The sequence below is a fragment of the Paenibacillus vietnamensis genome (assembly GCF_020169515.1).
Classification (GTDB): Bacteria; Bacillota; Bacilli; order Paenibacillales; family Paenibacillaceae; genus Pristimantibacillus; species Pristimantibacillus vietnamensis.
Genome location: NZ_JAHMHW010000005.1, coordinates 119,836 through 141,772 on the forward strand (window position 1 = coordinate 119,836; position 21,937 = coordinate 141,772).

Below are 21,937 nucleotides of genomic sequence, written 5' to 3' on the forward strand. Positions count from 1 at the left end.
TGATTTTAACTATTCGCTTGTTCCTCCGCGACACCACCGGACATCCTTAAGCCCCTTCGCGGAAGTTGGAGCAGCGGGCGATAGATATAGCGTCCCAAATGATCGCAGGCTGCTTAGATGGATCACGAGCACAATGACGCCAAGCATCATTCCGACAAGCCCTAGCGTGCCACCCAGTATCATGATTGGAAATCTGAGCAAACGTGTAACAATGCCGGCTGCATATCTTGGGATCATGAATGAAGCAATCCCGGTTAATGCCACGATAATGACCATCGGAGCGGATACGATGCCTGCCGAGGTTGCGGCTTGTCCGATAATGAGTGCTCCGACAATACTGACAGCAGCACCAACCTGTTTAGGCAGTCGCACCCCCGCCTCTCTCAATGCTTCGAATGAGACTTCCATGATCATCGCTTCCACCAATGCCGGGAATGGGATCTCCTCCCTCGCCCTAGAGATGCTCAGCAGCAGGACAGTGGGAATCATTTCCTGATGAAATGTAGTGATAGCTACGTATGCCGATGGCAGCATGATGGAAATGACGGCGAAAAAGTATCTCATCCAGCGAACGGACAGACTCATATATTTATTCTCATAATAATCTTCCGGAGACTGGAGCATAGAGAAAATCGAAACCGGTGCAATCAGACTGAAGGGCGTTCCATCAATTAAAAGCGCAAAGCGCCCCTCCAAGAGATTGGCTGCGACCACATCCGGCCGCTCTGTCGCGAGCATCTGCGGAAACGGTGAAAATTGCTCATCTGCAAGCCCTTTTTCGATGTAATGACTTTCCAGAACACCCTCTAACTTCAGCTTTCTTAATCTTGATTGCACTTCCTTTATCAATGCAGGATCAATGATACCCTCAACATAAGCGAGAACAATTTCTGTGTTTGTGTATTGCCCTTTTGTTGTTGTTATGAGTTTCAATGAGGGGGTTTTCATGCGTTTGCGCAAAAGAGAAAGATTGATGCTTAAATTTTCAGTAAACCCTTCTCTAGGCCCGCGGACAGTAGACTCGGCTGAGGGCTCCTCTACAGCGCGAGAAGCTGTTTTGGGTAGAGAATAAGCCCTGCCCATCGGTTGATCCTCCAGCAGCAGCAGAGCTTGTCCATTCAAAATGGCAAGAATAGCTTCATTGATCGTACAGACAGTTTGAATGGAAGACATAGGAACGAACGTAAAAGATTCTATTCCTGCATCCGAACGAGCTGCAAAGCTGCCGTCCAACATAGGAGACAGCAATTGTTTCTCCAGTCGTTCGGTATCACACAAGCTGCTGCAGTATACACATAATGCGGATAAATGATTCCCGGTAAGAAAGCGATGAAAAATAATGTCCGTGTTCTCTCCAAAGACTTCTTGAAGTACTTCACGGTTATTGTCTAAGCTGGATGTCAATTTCTCTTTGTATTGCGTTTTCTCCGTTTGCAACGCCATCACCCACCCTCACCCCCTCATTTGGATATATAAGGCATCATTATGTTCTTCCCATTATGTAATAATTATGCACGCATAAATACCCCTGTATAGACCGCATCGATTGTATCTCATCTTGAAACAAGGCTCGGTCTATTCGACGCTTACAATGATTTGGTCATAGACCATTTGGAGACGCCGCTGGCAGGGTGGAAGCTCAATACGCCAGGGAAAATACTCGAACCGGATTTACTATGTGTAACAGTCCAGATGAGCTTGCCGCTGCCCTGAAGCGCGCAATCTTTTTCTTGCTGACTACCGAGAATAATCATTGTCCGGATCGCGGGGAAGCGGGCTTGGCCCGTACGCTAAGGGTGCTAAAGGAACATGGCTTTGTCAAAAGTTTTTTGAAAGCGGATTCGGTAAAATAAAGATAAAAAAAGAGTCCGTTTTCTCCATGGAAGAGCGGAGATCCGGATTTTATAATGAGGCTATCACGGAATGAAAGCGGATTCAAAGATGAACATGACGGGGAGAGATTGTTATGAGAAGAAAGCTTTGGATGTTGACCGTATTTCTGTTTGCCATTGTTTTGATTGCGGGCTGCGGCGGGAATAACGCCGGAAATGCGGAGAATGAAGAAACGCCGGCCGGCACCGCAAATACAGGGGAAACGCCCGCCAAGCAAGATATTACATTGACTTATCTTGCAAGCCAAGGCTGGATATTCGACTCTGAAATGGAGCTCGCCAAAAAGTTCGAGGAGCAGACCGGCATCAAAATCGACTATCAGATCATTCCTGCCGATCAGTACTTCAACGTGCTGAAAACAAAGCTGAACGCGAAGGAAGGTCCGGACATTTTCGGCGGCCAAAGCGGCAAAAGCGAAATCAGCCTGAACTACAACGTTCTGGAAAACGCCGTCGACCTGAGCGACCAGGAATGGACGAAACGCGAGGATCCGCTGTCGCTCGAGCAGCTGTCCCTGGACGGCAAAGTATATGCGCAGACGATTTGGGATACGGGCAACAGCTTCGTTATGGTCTATAACAAGAAGATTTTTGCGGAGCTTGGCCTGACCGTGCCGAAGACGTACGAGGAGCTGAAGCAGGCTTCCCTGAAAATCAAGGAAAAGGGCATTACGCCGATCTATGAGCCGATCGCGGACGGTTGGCACCATGTTCTCTGGTTCGCGGAGCCGGGCCCGAGATACGACGAAATTACGCCGGGCCTGTACGATGATTTGAACGCCAACAAGAAAAAATTCGCGGACGATCCATCCATGCTGACTGCACTTACTCAGATGAAGGAAATGTACGATCTCGGATTTTTCGGCGACAACACGTTTTCGGATACGGGCTCCGATACAGCGAACAAACTGGCGACCGGCGAGTTTGCCATGTCGCTGTCCGCGCAAAGCGTAGTCGGCGATATCGTGAAAGCCAATCCGGAGCTGAAAGAAGAGGATTTCGGTTACTTTGTAATCCCGCTGGCCGACAACCAGTTCTACTACATTAACCCGGGCGGTCCGAGCAAATTCGTTTATTCGAAGGGCAAGCATATCGAGGCGGCCAAGCAATATCTTGCGTTTTTGGCGCAGCCTGAAAATCTTCAATACCTGATCGACAACACTCCGTCGTTCACCAACCTGAACTTCTCGGGTCTGAAGGACAAATACAGCGACGCCCAGAAAGAGCTGTTCGCGGCTTATCCGAAGAAAGGCACGGACATTCAAAATTTTGTAAGCTACGTCAATCCGCAGTGGATGGACATCGGAAAAGACATCGCCGCCATGTTTGGAAATTCGATTCAACCGGTTGATATTTTGAAAAACATCGATAAACGCAGGGACGACATGGCCCAAATCGCAAAGGATCCGGCCTGGGCCAAGTAACGATGCAGAGACGAGGAAGCGTGACGGATATTCCGCATGATTCCTCGTAAAAGCACTTTGTTTATCGAATCGGCACTACCTTTGTCACCCATGCAGGAACCCGCTTCCCGACAGCCAAATATATAGGTAGAATATTTGAAGCGGAGGGATAGAAATGGGTAACTTGAAAACAAAGGATGCCGCAGATCTGATTTCCGTCAGCCAAACGACCATCAAGCGATGGGCTTCTACATTCCCGGATGTTTTCCAAAAGGACCGGTTCGGCCACTATATATTCTCAGAAGACGACGTTCTGCTGCTTATGCTGATCAAGGAGCGCATCGAACAGGGCGAGCAGCTGGATCGCATGCAGCTGACAAGCAATATGGAGGCAGCTGCATCCCGGCAGGATGAGGCTTCAGTCCAGGAACAGGACGAGGCTTCGCTGCATGTGCAGGCTGCGGCTGCGGCTGCGGACGAGATGCTGAACCGGATCGAGCAGATGGAGCGGACGCTTCAGCAAAAAGCCGACGAAGTCGTCTCGGTGCAGCTGCTTCAGCAGCGCGAGGAGCTTGAGGAGCTGCGCCAAATGATCGTGCAATTGGCCGCCGCCGTAGAGACTCTGCAGACGCCGGCCGGCAAGGGCCGGGCTCAGCACGAAGAGCTGCACCCGGTCGCCGCCGCCAAGCTGCAGGAGCCTCCGAAGAAGCGCGGTTTGCTTCGCTCGTTTTTCTCTCTTCTATAAGCAGTTAAAAGGGCTGCCGCCAAGGTCATTATGGATTCTGGCGGCAGCCTTTTTTGTGCAGAAGTTTGAGAAAACGGTGAGCTCTGCTGTACTTTATGCATCAGAAGTAGGTAAATTACAACAGACGGATGGCTCTGCTGCACTATATGCATCAGAGCCCAAAGATTGGCGTGCTGTATCCCGGTTTCGTATAATTCCCGCTGTATTTGTACAGCAGAAGCTTATCACGAGCCCCTCATGTCAGGTTTCTGATGCATAGTATGCAGCGGGATCGTTTCCGATTTGAGAGTTTGACCGAGCTCCTCTACCAGATCGACTTAGTGTAATCCACAGCCCCTCGATTTTGGACTAGGGGCATCCTCGTTGCAGTATCGTACGTAACAAATGGATTTTCTCCCGTTATTTTCACCAGTTTTGGCCGAATCGGAGATTTAACTGGATTGAATGTCTTTAAATCCCCTATAATCCCTGAGTTTTGCCGAAAAGCAAGAGAATAACTGTAGAGAATCCCGTTACTTCGCCTTCTGCCGCCGATTACCCTAAATAACCGCGTAAAATCCAGTTACTCCAACCCTCTTGAATGGGGCTTCACGCATCGATGCTTTCAGCGCTAATATCGTCTGTACTTGGCTACCCAGCGTGCATCCGAATACGCCTTCACGCTTATCATCCTGCCAATGAGTGATTATAAGTCATAATCCGGTCAATGGCATCAGCCACGGAATGAACGACACTGCCGGCTTTGCTTCTTACGTCGGGATGGCTGCCGCTCATGGCAAAGCTGTGCCTGGTCAGGGCGAACATCGACAAATCGTTAAAGGAATCTCCAATGCACGCCACTTCGTCCGGACGCAGCCCGAGACTCTCGATGAGACGCAGCAGCCCCGTTCCTTTCGAGACGTTTAGCGGCATGACGTCCAGACAATCCTTGTCGGAAATGTACGAATCGATTTGACCTGCAAACCGGTCAAGCAATTCCGACTTCCACTGCTGCAGCTGCTCCAGCTCGCCGAAATAGGAAATCTTGCTGCAGCGGAGCTCATCCTCTCTGAGCGCCGCTTCCAAATCGCTGTGGACGCTGCATGTTTTGAGTATCCGGTCTTCATAAGGCCGAGTGGTGTCGTTGCGTTCTTTCAAATAAAAGGAATCGTCGGTGCAGTGAATAAAATTGACAAAATGGCCGCAGCTCCGGGATTCCTGAAGCAGACGGGACGAAACGTCCGGCTCGAAGGAAGAGGCGGCAAGCAGTCTGTCATCCTTCGTATGAACCGTCGCCCCGTTCTGGCCTACCGCATGAAAACGATCGCCAAAAGGCTCCATCAGTATTCGGATTTCCGAATACATCCGTCCCGATGCGATACAAAATTCAAAGCCGGCGCTCCGGGCCATGGAAACGGCATCCACGTCTCTGCCGGCAATTTGACGCGAATGATCCAGCAAGGTGCCGTCCAGGTCGCTGACAATCAGTTTAATCATCACTTTCTACCTCCGATACGACTAATAATTCGACCTGATGCTCAATAAGAGTTGCCATCATTGCTTCGTTTGGTTTCTTGTCGGTAATCAATAGATCGACCGCATCCAACTCCGCTATTTTGTAAAACATTTGCTCGCCGAACTTCGTATGGTCCGCAAGTACGATGACTTGATCCGCCCTTCGGATCATCTCCCGCTTAACAGCCCCGTCCTCCTCGTGGGGGTAAGATAAGCCGTTTGCCGTAATGCCGCATGCGCCGAGAAACAATTTGTTCGCGTGGTAATCGGCCAGCTTGGCGATCGTAGATTGCCCGAACAGAAAGCGGTGCTGGGAATGCAGCTCCCCGCCTAAGAGACAGGTCCTGACTTTCTCTTTTTTGGAGAGCACATCCGCGATATCGATCGAATTGGTGACGACGACGATGTTCTCGGCGGATAATTGCTCCGCTGCGAATTGAACCGTCGTTGAGGCATCCATCATAATGAAATCCCCGGTTTTGATAAGCGAAGCCGCCAAATTTGCGATTTCATGCTTCTCGCCGGATTCTCTCCCCAGCCGTTCTTTGTATTCGTATACTTCTTTTGTTTTTTTGGGCAAAACAGCCCCGCCGTGCGTACGGAGAATGAGACCGAGCTCTTCCATCTTCAATAAGTCCCGGCGGGCGGTATCGCGGGATACGTCGAATAGCCGGCAAATCTCTTTGATGTCGATTCTTTCATGCTGCTTCAAATGCTCCATAATGGCTGCGATCCGCTCTTCCTGAAACATGTACGGAAATCCCTCCTTAACAATGACGTAGGGGGTTAAACTGTATCGTTCGTTGTAAGTCATTGTACAGCAAATCGTGCGAATTTAACAAGTTTTTTCTTCATATACGCAACATATTTACAAAAAATACTCATAAGTACTTACAAATGCTTAATAATATCATTTTCAATCGTATGAAACTCTCCATCACGGACGCGGTTTCGCCGAGCATGCGCAGGACTGCTGTACAAAATGCATCAGAAACCTTACATGAAGCGATTCTGGTTTGTCTAGGATGCACATATGCAGCAGAAAGGGGCGCGTGTGCACGAAACAGACCCTATTAGACCGAACCTGCTGTATGAAGTACAGCAGAACGGATAGGAACGCGGAATACCGGCGATTCCGCTGTATAAAGTGCATCGGAGCGATGGTAGTCTCTTCCATGCGAGGGTTAGGTTTTACGCAATTTTAATAGTCTGCTTATTGAAAATAGAATAGTCGCGTACTACGATAAGTGCAAAGACAAGGCCGTAGAGGCAGGCGGTCGCAACATACGCTGGAGACGAGGTTGAACGAAAATGAAGCAAAGATCCATCATGTCCGGCCGGCCGGCGCCTGAACGGGCATCGGCCTTTCCGCTATATATGCAAGTTTCAGGCGAAACGGAGCGGATCATTCGGGAGAGGGGGCTGAAGCCTCATGATCCCGTCCCATCGGAAGGGGAGCTTGCGAGGCTGTTCGGCGTCAGCCGGATGACGGCGAAGCTGGCGCTCGATGAGCTGGCCGGCAGGGGACGGGTTTACCGGCTGGCGAGACGCGGAACGTTTCTGGCCGAGGCGGCCCCGCGCGGCGCTGACATAGCTGAGGAGCCGGAGAACGCCCTCCGGAGCGAGCTCAGAATCGCCTTTATCGTTTCGAATCTGGACTACTATACGTCCAAAATCGTATCCGCACTGGAAGCGGAAGCAAGAAGAAACCGCTTTTCGCTGACCATCAAGTTAAGCAAGGATATAGCGGATGAGGATGACTGCCTGCTGCAGCTTGCAGGAGACGGAGTGGACGGTATCTTGCTGTTTCCGCGCGGACGTCAGGCATGCGGTCCAGCTTTGTCGAAGCTGCTGGCTGAACGTTATCCGATCGTGGGGGTCGACCGGCTCGTTCCAGGCGCCGATCTGGACTGCGTGCTGCACGATCATTTTCAGGGAGCGTACGACATGGTTGCAAGCCTCATTGCGGCAGGACATACGGAAATCGGCTTTGTCACGAATCCGCTGGCGGGTGTAAGCAGCATCGAAGACCGGTATCAGGCTTATATGAAGGCTTTATACGATCACAATATCCCGATTCAAAGCCAATACATCCATACCATTGAGAAATCCAACCAGCTGACGGACTATTCCGCAGGCGATCCGCTGCTGGAGCGTTTTTTGGAGGAGTATGCTTCCATTACCGCCTTGATGTGCGGAGACGATTATTTGGCGGCTTCGGTTATCTATTCGGCTATACGGATCGGCCGCGAAGTACCCGGGCGGCTGTCGGTCGCCGGCTTCACGGATGCGCAGCTGGCCACAATGCTGCCCGTGCCGCTGACGACCGTCAGCCAGCCCGTCGGCGAGCTTGCCGAAGCTGCCGTGAAGCTGCTGCTGGACCGGATCGGGGGCTCAGACGAGCCTTTTAGTACGATAAAAATAAAAACGAAAATAACGGAAAGGCAGTCGGTTGCGCGCTGCCTGTTATCCGTTACCTGACAAGGGCGAGTACGGTTATAAACGAACCTTCCGTTGCGCTTGGTCCCGGATCCGGAGTACCATATGGACATGAAGAGGCGCAGGTACGTCTGAATGACGACGGGAGAGGATATGAAATGAAGCAAAACAAATATGACGATTCAACCTTTTTTGATGCGTACAAGCAGATGCCGCGTTCCGTTCAGGGGCTGAAGGGGGCGGGAGAATGGCATGTGTTTCAAGCCTTATTGCCGGACCTGGAGGGGAAAAGCGTGCTGGATTTGGGCTGCGGCTTCGGGTGGCATTGCCGGTATGCGAGGGAACAGCGGGCAAGCTCCGTAGTCGGCGTCGATCTTTCGGAAAATATGCTGCAAAAAGCCCGCGAGCTGACGGACGATTCGGCCGTCACCTATATGCGTATGCCAATCGAGGACATCGATTTTGACGGATCGCCGTTTGATGTCGTCATCAGCTCCCTGGCGTTCCACTATATCGAGTCGTTTGACGCTTTATGCCGGAAGGTGCATGCCTGTCTAAAGCCGGGCGGGAGCTTCATCTTTTCGGTAGAGCATCCGATTTTTACTTGCCGGGACGAGCAGGATTGGCATTACGACGCTCAAGGTAATCCTATGTTTTGGCCGGTCGACCGGTATCAGTCGGAGGGAAGGCGGACGACATCTTTTTTGACGGACAACGTCGTAAAATACCACCGGACGATCTCGACCTATATGAACGACCTGCTCGGGGCCGGATTTGCCTTGAAGGCGGTCAAGGAACCGGGGCCTTCCGAGGAGCTGCTGAACCAAAATCCCGCGTACCGGGACGAAAACCGCAGACCGATGTTTCTGATTATTTCGGCGGAGGCTTTATAAGGGACCTATAATCTAAACCGGGCGGTTGCTGCTGCAGCCCGCCCGGTTTTCTTTTGCTCCGTTCCTATCGCCTTTAAGTATCTAAGCAACAGTTAGGTGGAAAGATATTGCTCAAACGGATTGTGGCTGGAGGATTACAATGGTCGGAAGATGGGGAATCGCTGTCATTTGCTGGATAATTACTCTCACCGCGTTTGGCTACGGATTGTACTTCACCAAGGAAGTTCATCAACGGAGAAGCGCTGCCGATTACGCGGTAAGGCCAATCCTGTTAGGGCTGAACGAATTGCGAGGTGGGTGATCCTCCTTTTTTGACGTGAATCGGCTTGACTCTGTGGTGCACCCCACGGTTTAAGATAGAGGCGGGAGGACTGCGATGTATAAAATCAGCGATTTTTCCGAGTTGACCGGATTAAGCAAAGAAACGCTGCGTTATTATGCGGAAGTGAAGCTGCTCGAGCCGGCGTTCATCGATCCGAATAACAACTACCGCTATTACGACGACGGCAGCTACTTCCTTGCTCTTCTGTTATCCAAGCTGCGAAGATTCGGATTTACGATTCAGGAGATGCAAGCCGTGATGGGAGACGAATCCTTCGCGCATTTGGAGGACTTGCTGCTGCTCAAGAGGAACAAAATACGAATGCAAATCGAGGATCTTCAGCTTCAGGCCGAAGAAATCGATGAATTTCTGGCATCCGGAATGGAGGAGAGAACAAGTGATTCAGTGGAATGAAGAAATCACGATTGAAGCGAATATCGAAAAGGTATGGGACTTATTCCGGGATCGGAACATCAAGAAAATTATGCCGAAGGTGGAGGAGCACGAGTTAATTGATGGGAAGGAGACGGAAGCGGGGGCGAAGCACCGGCAGAAATACCGCGAAGGGAAACGTGTGGAAACCTATATCGTGGATACGCTGGCGTATGAGGACCTCGCGGACAGGAAGCTGAAAACAATCGCTTTCACACTTGGGAAGGCGTTTGAAATTACGCTCACGTTTACTTTAATCATGCTCGACGATAAGCGGACCAGGTTCATTTATTCAGGCCAAAATAAAGGGGTCAACTTTGTCGGAAGAGCGATGCTGAAGCTGGGCGGCCAAAAAAGTAACCTAGCCGTCGTTCACGAGTTTCTGAAGAAGGTGGAGCAAGAAGTGCTCAAGATATAAAGCTATAAAGCAATGTAACAGTAAAATTGTCCGACAGTTTTGATATGGTGCTCGAAGATTAGTGAAGATTAGGCAATGCAGGATCCACATTACTGGATATAATACTGTTATTTCCGAGGCAATTTAGTTCTTTTGTAAAATAACTGGATTTGATGTGGTTATATTGACCTTCTTGTTCTTAATCTTTCCTTTACCCATCAATTAGACACTCGAAATCCAGTTATTTTTGTAAAAAATCGTTGCTTCGTCGGATATAAATGCATATTTTCCATTTATTGCTTCATTCGTATGCCGCGCCCCACACTCTCCTGCACCCCCCCACCTTAATTTTGGACACCCGAACGCTATAAATGATCAGTATCGCAACGGTGAAAGCGGTTTTATAATAAACACAAGCACCGCATGAAAGCGAATACAAACAAGGAGACGAAAATGGACGATTCCATGCCGGCATAGGAAGTCATGCTATAATAGGACTCGGGTCATGACTTTAAATGCTGAAGGTGAATGCTCCTATGAGAACATTATTGGCTGCACTTGCAAGCCGTTTCCACCATGTGCGAATCGTTCCGAAGCTGCTGGCCGGCTATGTGCTGTTAATTTGCATCCCGTTTTCCGTTTTCGGATTTATTTTTTACAAGCAAATGTACGACGACCGGCTCGGGCAGTACAGAAGCGGCATGTCCCAGCTTATGGAGCAGGCTTACCGCAATCTGGAGGTCGATCTGACGAAGGTGGAAGCGATTTATCCGCTGTTCCAGAACAACACGAATCTGACTGAATATTTGGGAGGCGTATACGCTTCGGATTGGGATGTGGTCTACGAATATAAGAAAGAAATCGGCCCGACCTTCTCGTTCGCGTATATTGGCAACCAGCTTATTGAAAAAATAACGGTATACAAAAATTTGCCGGAGGTTGCGATTTTGTCCCCCGAGATCGAGGACAGGGACCGCTACTCGGATCCCGTTAACGCCGCTGCCGTGGGTGCGCTTCCGCCGAGCAAAGGGTTGTGGACCTACGAGGAGACGGGGAGTGCGAACCGGCTGCCGAAGATCCGCTACATTCACAAAATGTACAACGACAGCTTCTCAAGGGAGCTCGGGCTGCTTCAGCTGACGCTCAACGACGGCATGATCAAGCAGTTTTTCCAGACGCTGCAGAGCGGGAACGAGGCATGGCGGGCGGTGACGGACAGCAGCGGCAAGCTTCTGTTCCAGGAATCGCTGGCCGGAACGTACAAACCCGACCCGGAGGAATGGGCTTCCAACATTCCGAAGTCCGGCTTCGCCAGCTATTACTCGAGCGACGGCAACTATTTGATCTGCGTAGCGAGCCTGGAACGCTGGAACCTTGCCATCATGAACGTATACGAGGTGCGGGACGTGCTCGATATCAGGAGCGCGCTCGGCTTGCCCGTCGCTGTCGGCATTTTGCTGCTTTGCCTTTTGTCGCTGCTGTATTACACGATTGCATCATCGATCGCAATGCGGATTATTCGTTTCTCGCGCCACATGCGCCGGGTAGAGGATCCCAAGAGAGCCATTTACCCCGAAGAAAGCGGCTCGGACGAGATCGGCTTCCTGATTTCGGCGTATAACTCCATGATGCACCGGGTGGACGAGCTCAGCCATGTCGTGACGCAAACGGAGCTGCTGAAGAAGGAGGCGGAGATCAAAATGCTGCAGGCCCAGATCAATCCGCACTTCCTGTACAATACGCTGGAGACGATGCGCATGCTGGCTTTGATGAAGGGCGACGACGAAGTGGCGGAAATCGGGCTGAAACTAGGCAAGCTGCTGAGGTACAGCTTGTCCAAGGCGAAGGACGAGACTACCCTGTCCGAGGAGCTTGAGAATGTCGGCCATTACATCGATATTCACCGGCTTCGCATGGGCGAGCGGCTGCACGCCGAGCTTGCCGTGCAGGAAGAGGCGCTCCGGCTGCCTTGTCCGAGGTTTATTTTGCAGCCGCTCGTCGAGAACAGCATTCTTCACGGCTTCGAGAACATCCGGGGAAAAGGAACGATCCGCCTTGAGCTGCTGGACGGGCCCGACGCGGTGACGATCCGGCTGTCCGATAATGGAGCAGGCATACCGGAAGAGAAGCTGGCCGTTATTCATGATGTGCTGCAGGGCCGTCTTCCCGTGGAGCGAATTCCATCCGCCGGAGGAATCGGGCTGTACAACGTTCATGAACGAATCAAAGCGTATTATGGCGGCGGCTCGGGAATGAGCATTTACAGCTCGGCGGGACTGGGCACCGTTACGGTGCTCCGTCTGGAGAAAGCGGGGAGGGATCGCAGTGCTTAAGGTAATGATCGTGGATGACGAAGCAATCATCTTGAAAGGCTTGCAGCATATGATCCGCCAAGCGGGGACGCTTTTTACGGAAATCGAGGGCGTTTCCGACAGCGTGGAAGCGCTCCGGATGGTGGACGAGTACCGGCCGGATCTGATCATCTCCGATATCCAGATGCCCGAGCTGAACGGGCTGGAGCTGATCAAGGCCGCTTCGCAGAAGAAGCCGGATACCCGCTTTATTATTTTGTCGGGCTACGACCTCTTCGAATATGCCAGGGAGGCTGTCCGTCTGAACGTCGCCGATTATTTGCTCAAGCCGGTCGATCCGAAGGAGCTGATCGGCCTGCTGACAAGGCTGTCTATGGAAATCGTGGAGCAGCGCAAGCAGTCCCAGGAGGAGCCGGCGGAGGAAGGCGACGGGGAAACCTACGAGAATAACGAAAATATAAGAAAGTTCAAGGAGTTTATTCTCGGCAACTATATGCATGATATTTCGCTTGAAGAAGTGGCCTCGCATCTGGAGCTGCATCCGAGCTACGTATGCAGCCTGCTGAAGCGGGAAACCGGAATGACTTACGTCCAATACTTGAGGACGGTCCGGATCGAGAAGGCCAAATCGCTGCTGAGCGGCATGCCGAACTTGCCGATGGATCAAATTTCAAAAAATATCGGCTTTGAAAATCCGCGTCACTTCTATAAAGTGTTCAAGCAGCAGGTCGGAGTGACGCCCGGTCATTACCGCACCTCTGTTACGAATGGATAGGCTGCGTCGCCCCGGTATCCGGCCGGCGCCGGGCAGTCCTCCATCCACTAAGTTTAACCGTTAAACAAAGTTCAGAGAATATTGCAAACGGATACATGAAGAGGCTTGAAAGGAGTGTGCCGCATGAGTACGATGAACGTCAGCGTGACCAAGACGAATGTGAAAACGGCGACAAGCAGGGGCAGCCGGTTCAGAGGGCTGTGGAAGTACCGCTGGCTGTATGCGTTTATGCTGCCGGGTCTGCTTTACTTTATTTTATTCCGGTACGTCCCGCTGTGGGGCTTGATTATGGCCTTCAAAAATTATCAGCCCCATCTCGGACTGATGGGAAGCGAGTGGGTCGGGTTTAAGCATTTTGAGCGGTTTTTCGGAATGCCGGAGTTTTGGCAGCTGTTCCGCAACACGATGCTGCTCGGCTTGTACAGCACGGTCATTTATTTTCCGATTACGATCATTATGGCGCTTCTTCTAAACGAAATCAGGAATGAAATGTACAAACGGTTCGTTCAAACGCTCGTCTACGTGCCGCATTTCTTGTCCTGGGTCGTCATCGCGGGCATTTCCTACGTGCTGCTTACGACGGAAGGCGGCCTGATCAATGAAGCGATCAAAGGCATGACCGGAGGCGCGGCCGTTGAATTTCTGACGAGCACCGAATGGTTCCGTCCGCTCATTATTTTGCAGCTGATCTGGAAGGATGCCGGCTGGGGAACGATCATTTTCCTCGCTGCGCTTGCCGGCGTGAATACGCAGCTCTACGAAGCGGCACGCATGGACGGAGCAAGCCGAATCCGGCAGCTGTGGCACGTCACGCTTCCTTCGATCCGCAGCGTGATCGTGATCCTGTTCATCCTCCGGCTTGGCAGCTTTCTCGATCTCGGCTTCGAGCAAATCTTCTTGATGCTGAATGCGATCAACCGCGAGGTGGGAGAGGTGTTTGACACCTATGTGTACCGCGTCGGGCTGCAGCAAGGGCAATTCAGCTACAGTACGGCCGTCGGATTGTTCAAGTCCGTCGTCGGGTTCATCCTGGTCATCTTGGCCAACAAGCTGGCGAAGCTGTTCGGCGAAGAGGGTATTTACTAGAAAGGAGGGATTGACGTGCATACGCATCCCACGAAATTAAGCAGACTGTTCGATTCCGTCAACCATCTGTTTCTGGGCCTGGTCGGCCTGGCTATGTTTCTGCCGTTCGTCTATGTCGTATTGACTTCATTCTCCACCCAAAGCACCGTATGGCCGACCGAATTTACGCTGGACACGTACAAGTACATTTTCTCGACGGCCACCTTTGTCAAGAGCATCGGCGTGTCAGTCTATATTACGCTGATCGGTACAACGCTCAGCCTGCTCACGACCGCGCTGATGGCATACTCGCTCTCTTACAAGGTACTGCCCGGCCGCAGCGGCATCATGCTGATGGTATTGTTCACGATGCTGTTCCAGGGCGGCTTGATCCCTTCTTATTTTGTCGTCAAAAATTTGCATATGCTCGATTCAACCTGGTCCCTCATGATTCCGGGCCTGGTCAGCGCCTTCTATCTGATCGTGCTGCGCGACTTCTTTACCAGCGTGCCTCACGAGCTGATCGAGTCCGCCAAGATCGACGGCGCTCACGAGCTGACGGTGCTGCTGCGAATCGTGCTCCCGCTGTCGCTCCCGGCGCTTGCGGCATTCGGATTGTTCTACGCGGTCGGAATATGGAACCAGTATTTTAACGCAATCATGTATATTAACAGTCCGGAAAAATGGCCGGTGCAGGTCATTTTGCGGCAAATTGTCCTGCTGGCGTCGGGAGGCCTCGGCGACTCGGGCAATTCCGGCGAAAGCGTCGCTTACTACGGGCAAGGGGTGAAAATGGCGGTCATCGTCGTATCCACGCTGCCGATTATGATCGTCTATCCGTTCCTGCAAAAGCATTTTGCCAAAGGGGCTCTATTAGGCTCGGTTAAAGGATAATCTGCCGCCGTACGGTTGCGCGATCTTTTAATATAAACAAATCAGATTAAGGGGAGGCACGTTATTCATGAACAGAAAAACGTACAAAACAATCGGTCTGGGTCTCGTTGGTCTTACGCTGGCCGGCTCCGTGCTTGCGGGCTGCGGCTCGAAAGAGGAACCGGGCGCCGAAGCGCCGGCTCAAAATTCAGAAGCATCCAATCAGCCGCTCCACATCAAGATGACTCTGAATTTTGACGGCAAGGAAGTTCCGCAGGAAGGCAACGAGGTCGAGAAAGCGATCGAGCAGTATACGAATACGGAGCTCGATTTGACGCATATTGCCAGCAGCGATTTTTGCACGAAGCTTCCGGTCATGATCGCCTCCGGCGAGATGCCGCAGGTCATTGCAAGCTGCGGGGCGCCGAACCAGTCCTATTTGATCAGCGCAGCTCAGGGCGGCACGTTCTGGGATATTACGGAGCTGATCAAGGAATACAAAAACTTGTCTTCGATGCCCGAGCTCGTCTACGGCAACGTATCGATTGACGGCAAGCTGTACGGCATCCCGCGTTTCCGTCCGGTATCCCGTTATACGTTCGCTTACCGTGCAGACTGGCTGGAAAATCTGGGTCTGAAGGAGCCGAAAACGCTGGACGACCTGTACGCTATGCTGAAAGCGTTCACGGAGAACGATCCGGATAAAAACGGCAAAAACGACACGGTCGGCTTCACGGCTATTATTAACAATAACACGCTTGCCCCGGATTTCGGTTTGGCTCACGGCGCTCCGAACAACTGGAACAGCGTAGACGGCAAGTTCGTGAAAGCGGAGGCGACTCCGGAGTATCTGGAAGGCCTCAAGTTTCTGAAGAAGCTGTATGACGAAGGGCTGATGAATCAGGATTTCGCATCGGTCAGCCAAGCGAAAAGCGAAGGCGATTTCGAGAACGGCAAAGCGGGCGTCATCAGCGCGACGACGAACAATGTGCTGGCTTTCCAATCCCGCGTTCAGAAAGTGAATCCGGATGCCAAGCTCGACTTCGTCAGCGTCCTGGAAGGTCCGGGCGGCAAACGTGTCGTAGCGGACCGCGGCTCCAACGGCATTCTGATGTTCCCGAAAGCGAGCGTGAAGACGGAAGCGGAGCTGAAGCAATTGCTCTCCTTCTTCGACAAGCTGGCAGAGAAGGAAATGGCCGATCTGCTCGAGTGGGGCATTCAAGGCAAGCATTATGAACTGAAGGACGGCAAGGCCGTACGTTTGAACCAGGAGACTTACGACAACGAAGTCAGCTTCCCGTACAATAAGCCGCTTGTAACGGTTCCGCTTACGGCTATTAAAACGCAAGGCGATCTGGATCCGATTTCGGAGAAGGTCATCGAGGTCGAGAAAGCGAACGAGCAGTTTGCGGTCAAGGATCCGTCGATGGTGCTCTTATCCGACACTTGGGCGCAAAAGGGCGCCGAGCTGACGCAAATTCTGGTCGACGCCAAAGTCAAATTCATCATGGGCAAAATCGATGAAGCAGGCTGGAACAAGGAGATCGAGAAGTTCAAAAAAGCGGGCGGCGACACGGTGGCGGAAGAATATGCGGCCGCTGCGGCAAGCGTTCAGCAATAAATGAAGCTATAACGGCGCGGTTCTCCTGCCGGTATGCTCCGGCATATTGGCAGGACTATTGTTTGTCGGCGGGTTAGGAGAAATAAGCGGATATGGGGGAGCGATCTATGAATAGGCAACAGGAGAGTGCATACGCCGGCTGGCTTCGCTATGCGCCGGTTACGGATACGAAATTGGCGGAGGCTTACCGTAGCTGGGGAAGCGAGCTTGCCGTTCCGGGTCCGCTGACGGAGGTGCTGCAGGCGGCGGCAGCCGAGCTGACGGAAGGCTTCCGTTCCATGCTTGGCCGGCGTCCGGTTCGCCGGTCCGAAGCGACGCAGCCGCAAGCGATTCTGCTTGGCGTTCGCGGCCAGAGCGCGGAAATCGACCAAGCCTTGTCAGGCAAGGCCGCAGTGCCTGCGCCCGACGGTTATGTCATCCGTACGGTAGCTGCAGAAGGATGCCGCCGCATCGTCGTTGCGGGCGAATCGGACAAGGGCGCTTTGTACGCCGCCTTCCATCTGCTCCGGCTTATGCAGAACGGCGAGACTTTGGAGGAGCTTGATATTGCCGAAGCGCCGGCAAACGGCCTGCGGATGATGAACCAGTGGGACAATATGGACGGGAGCATCGAGCGCGGTTACGCAGGCAAATCGATTTTTTATGCGGATCATGAAATGGTGAAGGATACTTTCCGGGTCCGGGATTACGCACGGCTTCTCGCTTCGGTCGGCATCAACGCCATTTCGATCAACAACGTGAATGTGCATCATTATGAAACGATGCTTATCAGCGAGAAGTATTTGCCTGATGTGGCGAGAATCGCCGGCGTGTTCCGCGCCTTCGGGATCGTGACGTATCTCAGCATCAACTATGCCAGCCCGATCCAGCTCGGCGGACTTGCGACCGCGGACCCTCTGGACGAAGAAGTGAAGGCGTGGTGGCAGGAGAAGGCAGAGGCGATTTACCGCCATATTCCGGACTTCGGCGGCTTTCTGGTGAAGGCCGATTCGGAGTTCCGTCCGGGGCCGTTCACGTACGGCCGCGATCACGCCGACGGAGCCAATGTGCTGGCGGATGCGCTGCAGCCGTACGGCGGCATCGTCATCTGGCGCTGCTTCGTCTACGACTGCCTCCAGGATTGGCGCGACCGGAAGACCGACCGGGCGCGGGCGGCTTACGACCATTTTACTCCGCTGGACGGAAGGTTCCGGGATAACGTGATTTTGCAAATCAAAAACGGGCCGATGGATTTTCAGGTGCGCGAGCCGGTGTCGCCGCTGTTCGGCGCGCTTCCGAATACGAACCAGGTGCTGGAGCTTCAGGTTACCCAGGAATATACGGGCCAGCAGAAGCATGTGTGCTTCCTCGTTCCCCAGTGGAAGGAAGTGCTGGAGTTCGACACTTATGCGCGGGGGGAAGGCTCGACGGTTGCGGAAATCGCAAGCGGCAAGCTGTTCGGACGCCGGCTCGGCGGAATTGCGGCGGTATCCAATATCGGAGACGATCTGAACTGGACGGGCCATATTTTGGCGCAGGCGAATTTGTACGGGTATGGGCGTCTTACCTGGAATCCCGGCCTCTCCTCCGAACAAATCGTACAGGAGTGGGTGTCCATGACGTTCGGCTGCGATCCGCAGCTCGTCTCGGCGATTTCGCGTATCCTGCTCGATTCCTGGGAGGTGTACGAGAGCTATACGGCCCCTCTCGGCGTAGGCTGGATGGTGAACCCTAACCACCATTACGGTCCGAACGTGGACGGCTACGAGTACTCCAAATGGGGGACCTATCATTTCGCGGATTTGCGGGGAATTGGCGTGGACAGAACCGTGCAATCCGGCACCGGGTACACGGCGCAGTATCAGGCTCCGAACGCCGGTATGTACGAGTCGCTTGAGACATGCCCGGACGAGCTGCTGCTGTTCTTCCACCACGTGCCTTATACGCACAAGCTGCAATCCGGCAAGACGGTGATCCAGCATATTTACGATACCCATTTCGAGGGCGCGGCGCGCGCGGAGCAGTTCGTCTCGGACTGGTCGGCGCTGGAGGGCCGGATCGAGACGGACCGTTTCAGTCAGGTGCTGGCACGACTGCAGGATCAGGCGGACCATGCGAAGGAATGGCGGGACCAGATCAACACTTATTTCTTCCGCAAGTCCGGCATCGCGGACGAGCGCGGCCGCGAAATTTACTGAACGGGTGAGGCTGATCGGCGCGCTTGAGTGTCCGCTGCACTTTCTGCAGCTGAAACCTGACATGGGACGCCGAACGGCGCTCCAGCTGTACATTCTGCAGCTGACGACTCGTAAAGCCGGACAAATTGGCCTATTTTCGCCTATCCTGCCTGATTCTAATGCACAAAATACAGCACAGCAGCATGCCGAGACTTACAGCTCCTAATCTGCTGCATAAAGTGCATCCTGGCTATTTTTAAAAAACCGAGCAGCTGCAGCCGCAGCTTGTTCGGTTTTTTTTCGATATGGAGAGGGAACTTTCGAGCACCAGCTAGTTTAAACAAGCTCTCCGGTGGAACAATGTATAAGTATTGGGAGTAAATGGAATGACAAAGCGCGTCTGCTGCTCCAAGGAAACTCCATGATTTTAAAGAAAAGGAGGGGTTTCGGTTGCACATTGCAATTGCAATATGGGCATTATTGGCAGCCTTATTGTGGGCGGATTGGAGGCGCTGGAAAGAGTTTTTGCCTACGATTTATTTTATGGTTGTGTCCAACCTCTTTTACCAATATATCGCACATAACATTTACCATCTTTGGGAAAATAAACGTAACTGGCCTAATGAATACATTACAGATTCCCTGTACTCGTTTATTGTTTTCCCGTGCACGGTTATGCTGTTTCTTTCCAATTACCCTGACCCTCCAAAAAAACAATGGCTTCACTATATAAAATGGATTGGAATTTATTCCTCGTTGGAGTGGATAGGTCAATTTTTCGGATATATTTCGTATTATCATGGATGGTCATGGACCTTGTCGCTTATATTTAATTGCGTCATGTTCCCCATGCTCCGTTTGCATCACAAGAGGCCGTTATGGGCGATCGGAATATCTCCTTTTATCGTATTTTTGTTACTGAAAATTTTCTATCTGGATTAGTCCGTCAGCCATGGACTCTCCGCTAAAGCTTCTATTTCCCGTACCTGCCAAATAAAATATACCGTTCAAAGCTTTTGCGGGAAGGAGCGCCGATCGCCATTGCCATTCATGCACCGGAATCTTCCGTTCTGTCCGCTTCCTCAGCCTTACGAGCAGAATCAATGGATCCCTCTTGTCTCTTTGGACGAGATGGCGATGAAGGAATATGACGTCCTCGTTGTCGGGACAGGCGCCGGAGGAGGCGCGGCCCTCTGGAGGCTTTGCGAGCAGTGGAAAAACTCGGGAAAACGGATTGGAGTCATTGAACGCGGAGGGCCGCTGCTGCCCACAAACGCATTTAATCTGCCTACAAGCGATTCCGCCATTAACCTCTATAACAATCCCCGAATAGGCATTCGAGTGGGGCAGGCTCTCCCTCAATTTCCCGGCTCCCGCCTGGTTTACGGGCTTGGCGGCAGGACGTTGTTCTGGGGAGCCGTCTGCCCGCGCATTCCGGATTTTGAGCTGGAAGCATGGCCAATTCCGATTGCGGAAATGCATCGCTACTACAGCATTGCCGAGCGTGTCATGAACGTGACCCCGTTCTACTCCAGGTACTCAACGTTTACGCAGCTGCTGCTTGACCGTCTGCGCGCCGCCGGGTTTCCGGAGGCCGTCGATCAGCCGGTAGGTACGGACTTGCAGCCGACACAATATGGCGAAATTCATTCGAATGTCTTTTTTAGCTCGATCCTTTTTTTAGCGCGGGCAAGGCTGCTTCATCCATATGATTTGGCCGTGCATGCCAGAGCCGTTCAAGTCCTGACGGAGCAAAACCGGACGCGCGGAATCCGGGTGCTGACTCCGGAGGGAAGAACCTATGACCTGCGCGCCAAAACCGTGGTGCTGGCTGCGAGCGCCTTGGAAACGCCCAGGATTTTACTTTATTCCAATATTCCCGGAAGGGCGATCGGCCGTTATCTGACCAATCATTCCATCGTTAACGGCGTTGGGGAGATAAGCAGCAAAGGGTTTCCGGACATTTTGGGAATGATTAATATTTTGATCCCGCAAACGTTGAACCGGCCCTACCAACTGCAAATGTTCGGCTCTTATCCTTATTATTCGTATCAATTCGCGTCAAAACCGAGGACGGATGAGTGGAAGGGAAATTCGATCATCACGCTCGGCAAAGTGGAATCCCGATTCGAGAACAGGGTGTTACTCGATCCGGTCAGGCGTGACCCTTATGGCATACCTGAGCTTCAGGTCCAGTTCAGCTATAGTCCGGCCGATTGGGATGTCATTGAAAGGTCGGCGGCCGCTCTCCGGAATGCCGCCTCGGTAATCGGGCTCGAATTGGAGCGTGTCGTGAACGGCTCCGATCTATGTCTGCTGCTGCCCGGGGCGGACAATCATGAATCGAGCACTTGCCGGATGGGCACCGATCCTCATACGTCCGTTACGGATCCGAACGGCCAGGTTCACGGCGTTCCCGGCATTTTTATTGCCGATAACAGCGTCCTTCCTTCGATGGGGGCGGTTAACCCGACTTTGTCGACCGTAGCTTTAGCCATTCGTACTGCGGATTATATAGCGGGCGCCAGCGGTGCAGGATCATGAGCCTGTGTGGGCCGCATGGACTCCCCCCTTTGCAAAGGCAATAAAGCTTTCGACAGCGGGCGATACATACTGGTCCTTCCTCCATAGCAGCCCGACCTCCCAGATCCATTCCTTCTCCTCGATGGGCAGCCAAACAAGCCCCTCCAGCGCCAGTCCGGCCGTTCGCGGCATTAAGGAAACGCCGAGGCCCGCCGCTACGAAGCCCGCAACGGTCGTAAGGTCTTCCGCTTCATACGATGGCGTAAGCGCCGTTCCCGACCGGACAAAACAGGATTCGAGCGTCGCTTTCAGTCCGCAGCTATTTTTTAGTCCGATATAGCTTTCGCTTGCCAGTTTCGGGGACCCATCAATGTCATTCGGAAATTTTTGCCGCACTTCAGGGAGAGCGGCGGCGGCATGTTCATTAACATCAGCTCCTACATGGGCGTAACAACCGCCGTACCGCTCGGCTCGCTTTATAATATGTCCAAGTTCGCTTTGGAAGGGCTGACGGAGGGCTGTATTACGAATTAAAGCCGCTGAACATCGAGCTGCGTTTGATTGAGCAGGGCGGCTCGTCAGGCAATAATTTCAA

The 21,937-nt window shown here is 52.5% G+C and carries 20 protein-coding genes; 16 read left to right on the forward strand and 4 right to left on the reverse strand.

Annotation, left to right across the window (positions count from 1 at the left end):
• Window positions 1-9: 9 nt before the first annotated feature.
• Complete coding sequence (locus tag KP806_RS12980; RefSeq protein WP_224724292.1) at window positions 10-1,443, reverse strand: spore germination protein; 1,434 nt, start codon at window positions 1,441-1,443, stop codon at window positions 10-12.
• Between the two features lie 188 nt (window positions 1,444-1,631).
• Between KP806_RS12980 and KP806_RS12985 the strand changes: the two genes are divergently transcribed.
• The 3 genes from KP806_RS12985 (at window position 1,632) to KP806_RS12995 (ending at window position 4,040) form a co-directional block, all read left to right on the forward strand.
• On the forward strand, window positions 1,632-1,853 hold the full coding sequence (locus KP806_RS12985; protein ID WP_224724118.1) for a CapA family protein: 222 nt from the start codon (window positions 1,632-1,634) through the stop codon (window positions 1,851-1,853).
• A 113-nt stretch (window positions 1,854-1,966) separates the two neighbouring features.
• A complete protein-coding gene (locus KP806_RS12990) occupies window positions 1,967-3,316 on the forward strand; it encodes an ABC transporter substrate-binding protein (protein WP_224724119.1) in 1,350 nt (449 codons plus the stop codon).
• 154 nt (window positions 3,317-3,470) lie between these two features.
• Window positions 3,471-4,040 carry a MerR family transcriptional regulator gene (locus KP806_RS12995; protein ID WP_224724120.1) on the forward strand — a complete coding sequence of 190 codons (570 nt, stop codon included), beginning with the start codon at window positions 3,471-3,473 and terminating at the stop codon, window positions 4,038-4,040.
• 666 nt (window positions 4,041-4,706) lie between these two features.
• Here the strand turns inward: KP806_RS12995 and KP806_RS13000 are convergent.
• Both KP806_RS13000 and KP806_RS13005 read right to left on the reverse strand, forming a co-directional pair.
• Window positions 4,707-5,516, reverse strand: coding sequence for an HAD family hydrolase (locus KP806_RS13000; protein WP_224724121.1), 810 nt, complete (start codon window positions 5,514-5,516; stop codon window positions 4,707-4,709).
• Window positions 5,509-6,285 carry a DeoR/GlpR family DNA-binding transcription regulator gene (locus KP806_RS13005; RefSeq protein WP_224724122.1) on the reverse strand — a complete coding sequence of 259 codons (777 nt, stop codon included), beginning with the start codon at window positions 6,283-6,285 and terminating at the stop codon, window positions 5,509-5,511. The genes KP806_RS13000 and KP806_RS13005 overlap by 8 nt, the downstream gene beginning before the upstream one ends.
• Before the next feature lie 560 nt (window positions 6,286-6,845).
• Between KP806_RS13005 and KP806_RS13010 the strand changes: the two genes are divergently transcribed.
• The 12 genes from KP806_RS13010 (at window position 6,846) to KP806_RS13060 (ending at window position 21,363) form a co-directional block, all read left to right on the forward strand.
• Window positions 6,846-8,015 (forward strand): substrate-binding domain-containing protein, encoded by a 1,170-nt coding sequence (locus KP806_RS13010; RefSeq protein WP_224724123.1) that lies wholly within the window; start codon window positions 6,846-6,848, stop codon window positions 8,013-8,015.
• Window positions 8,016-8,131: 116 nt separating this feature from the next.
• Window positions 8,132-8,866, forward strand: coding sequence for a class I SAM-dependent methyltransferase (locus KP806_RS13015; RefSeq protein ID WP_224724124.1), 735 nt, complete (start codon window positions 8,132-8,134; stop codon window positions 8,864-8,866).
• A gap of 376 nt (window positions 8,867-9,242) precedes the next feature.
• Complete coding sequence (locus tag KP806_RS13020; RefSeq protein ID WP_224724125.1) at window positions 9,243-9,602, forward strand: MerR family transcriptional regulator; 360 nt, start codon at window positions 9,243-9,245, stop codon at window positions 9,600-9,602.
• The gene (locus KP806_RS13025; protein ID WP_224724126.1) at window positions 9,586-10,038 is read left to right on the forward strand and encodes an SRPBCC family protein; all 453 of its coding nucleotides are present in this window, start codon (window positions 9,586-9,588) and stop codon (window positions 10,036-10,038) included. Before KP806_RS13020 ends, KP806_RS13025 begins: the two co-directional genes overlap by 17 nt.
• A 515-nt stretch (window positions 10,039-10,553) precedes the next feature.
• Window positions 10,554-12,350 (forward strand): cache domain-containing sensor histidine kinase, encoded by a 1,797-nt coding sequence (locus tag KP806_RS13030; RefSeq protein WP_224724127.1) that lies wholly within the window; start codon window positions 10,554-10,556, stop codon window positions 12,348-12,350.
• Complete coding sequence (locus KP806_RS13035) at window positions 12,343-13,104, forward strand: response regulator transcription factor (protein WP_224724128.1); 762 nt, start codon at window positions 12,343-12,345, stop codon at window positions 13,102-13,104. Before KP806_RS13030 ends, KP806_RS13035 begins: the two co-directional genes overlap by 8 nt.
• Before the next feature lie 123 nt (window positions 13,105-13,227).
• Window positions 13,228-14,190 (forward strand): ABC transporter permease, encoded by a 963-nt coding sequence (locus tag KP806_RS13040; RefSeq protein WP_397376393.1) that lies wholly within the window; start codon window positions 13,228-13,230, stop codon window positions 14,188-14,190.
• A gap of 15 nt (window positions 14,191-14,205) precedes the next feature.
• Complete coding sequence (locus KP806_RS13045; RefSeq protein WP_224724129.1) at window positions 14,206-15,063, forward strand: carbohydrate ABC transporter permease; 858 nt, start codon at window positions 14,206-14,208, stop codon at window positions 15,061-15,063.
• 67 nt (window positions 15,064-15,130) lie between these two features.
• Window positions 15,131-16,663, forward strand: a complete 1,533-nt coding sequence (locus KP806_RS13050) for an extracellular solute-binding protein (protein ID WP_224724130.1) — start codon at window positions 15,131-15,133, stop codon at window positions 16,661-16,663.
• 92 nt (window positions 16,664-16,755) lie between these two features.
• Window positions 16,756-18,840 carry an alpha-glucuronidase family glycosyl hydrolase gene (locus tag KP806_RS13055; RefSeq protein ID WP_224724131.1) on the forward strand — a complete coding sequence of 695 codons (2,085 nt, stop codon included), beginning with the start codon at window positions 16,756-16,758 and terminating at the stop codon, window positions 18,838-18,840.
• Between the two features lie 471 nt (window positions 18,841-19,311).
• A complete protein-coding gene (locus tag KP806_RS27995; RefSeq protein ID WP_397376397.1) occupies window positions 19,312-19,761 on the forward strand; it encodes a CBO0543 family protein in 450 nt (149 codons plus the stop codon).
• Window positions 19,762-19,869: 108 nt separating this feature from the next.
• On the forward strand, window positions 19,870-21,363 hold the full coding sequence (locus KP806_RS13060) for a GMC oxidoreductase (RefSeq protein WP_224724294.1): 1,494 nt from the start codon (window positions 19,870-19,872) through the stop codon (window positions 21,361-21,363).
• Here KP806_RS13060 and KP806_RS13065 read toward each other — a convergent pair.
• Entirely contained in the window at window positions 21,358-21,738 is a 381-nt protein-coding gene (locus KP806_RS13065; RefSeq protein WP_224724132.1) for a LysR substrate-binding domain-containing protein, read from the reverse strand. The two genes, KP806_RS13060 and KP806_RS13065, sit on opposite strands and share 6 nt — an antisense overlap.
• Between KP806_RS13065 and KP806_RS13070 the strand changes: the two genes are divergently transcribed.
• Complete coding sequence (locus tag KP806_RS13070; protein ID WP_263575693.1) at window positions 21,730-21,876, forward strand: hypothetical protein; 147 nt, start codon at window positions 21,730-21,732, stop codon at window positions 21,874-21,876. The genes KP806_RS13065 and KP806_RS13070 overlap by 9 nt on opposite strands.
• Window positions 21,877-21,937: the final 61 nt, after the last annotated feature.

What these genes read in the sequence shown, in the direction of transcription:
- KP806_RS12995 (WP_224724120.1), top strand. Translation starts at nt 3,471, where the DNA reads ATGGGTAACTTGAAAACAAAGGATGCCGCAGATCTGATTTCCGTCAGC.
- KP806_RS13040 (WP_397376393.1), top strand. Translation starts at nt 13,228, where the DNA reads ATGAGTACGATGAACGTCAGCGTGACCAAGACGAATGTGAAAACGGCG.
- KP806_RS13055 (WP_224724131.1), top strand. Translation starts at nt 16,756, where the DNA reads ATGGGGGAGCGATCTATGAATAGGCAACAGGAGAGTGCATACGCCGGC.
- KP806_RS13010 (WP_224724123.1), top strand. Translation starts at nt 6,846, where the DNA reads ATGAAGCAAAGATCCATCATGTCCGGCCGGCCGGCGCCTGAACGGGCA.
- KP806_RS13060 (WP_224724294.1), top strand. Translation starts at nt 19,870, where the DNA reads ATGCACCGGAATCTTCCGTTCTGTCCGCTTCCTCAGCCTTACGAGCAG.
- KP806_RS12980 (WP_224724292.1), bottom strand. Translation starts at nt 1,443, where the DNA reads ATGGCGTTGCAAACGGAGAAAACGCAATACAAAGAGAAATTGACATCC.
- KP806_RS13005 (WP_224724122.1), bottom strand. Translation starts at nt 6,285, where the DNA reads ATGTTTCAGGAAGAGCGGATCGCAGCCATTATGGAGCATTTGAAGCAG.
- KP806_RS13030 (WP_224724127.1), top strand. Translation starts at nt 10,554, where the DNA reads ATGAGAACATTATTGGCTGCACTTGCAAGCCGTTTCCACCATGTGCGA.
- KP806_RS13000 (WP_224724121.1), bottom strand. Translation starts at nt 5,516, where the DNA reads ATGATTAAACTGATTGTCAGCGACCTGGACGGCACCTTGCTGGATCAT.
- KP806_RS13050 (WP_224724130.1), top strand. Translation starts at nt 15,131, where the DNA reads ATGAACAGAAAAACGTACAAAACAATCGGTCTGGGTCTCGTTGGTCTT.
- KP806_RS13015 (WP_224724124.1), top strand. Translation starts at nt 8,132, where the DNA reads ATGAAGCAAAACAAATATGACGATTCAACCTTTTTTGATGCGTACAAG.
- KP806_RS12990 (WP_224724119.1), top strand. Translation starts at nt 1,967, where the DNA reads ATGAGAAGAAAGCTTTGGATGTTGACCGTATTTCTGTTTGCCATTGTT.
- KP806_RS13020 (WP_224724125.1), top strand. Translation starts at nt 9,243, where the DNA reads ATGTATAAAATCAGCGATTTTTCCGAGTTGACCGGATTAAGCAAAGAA.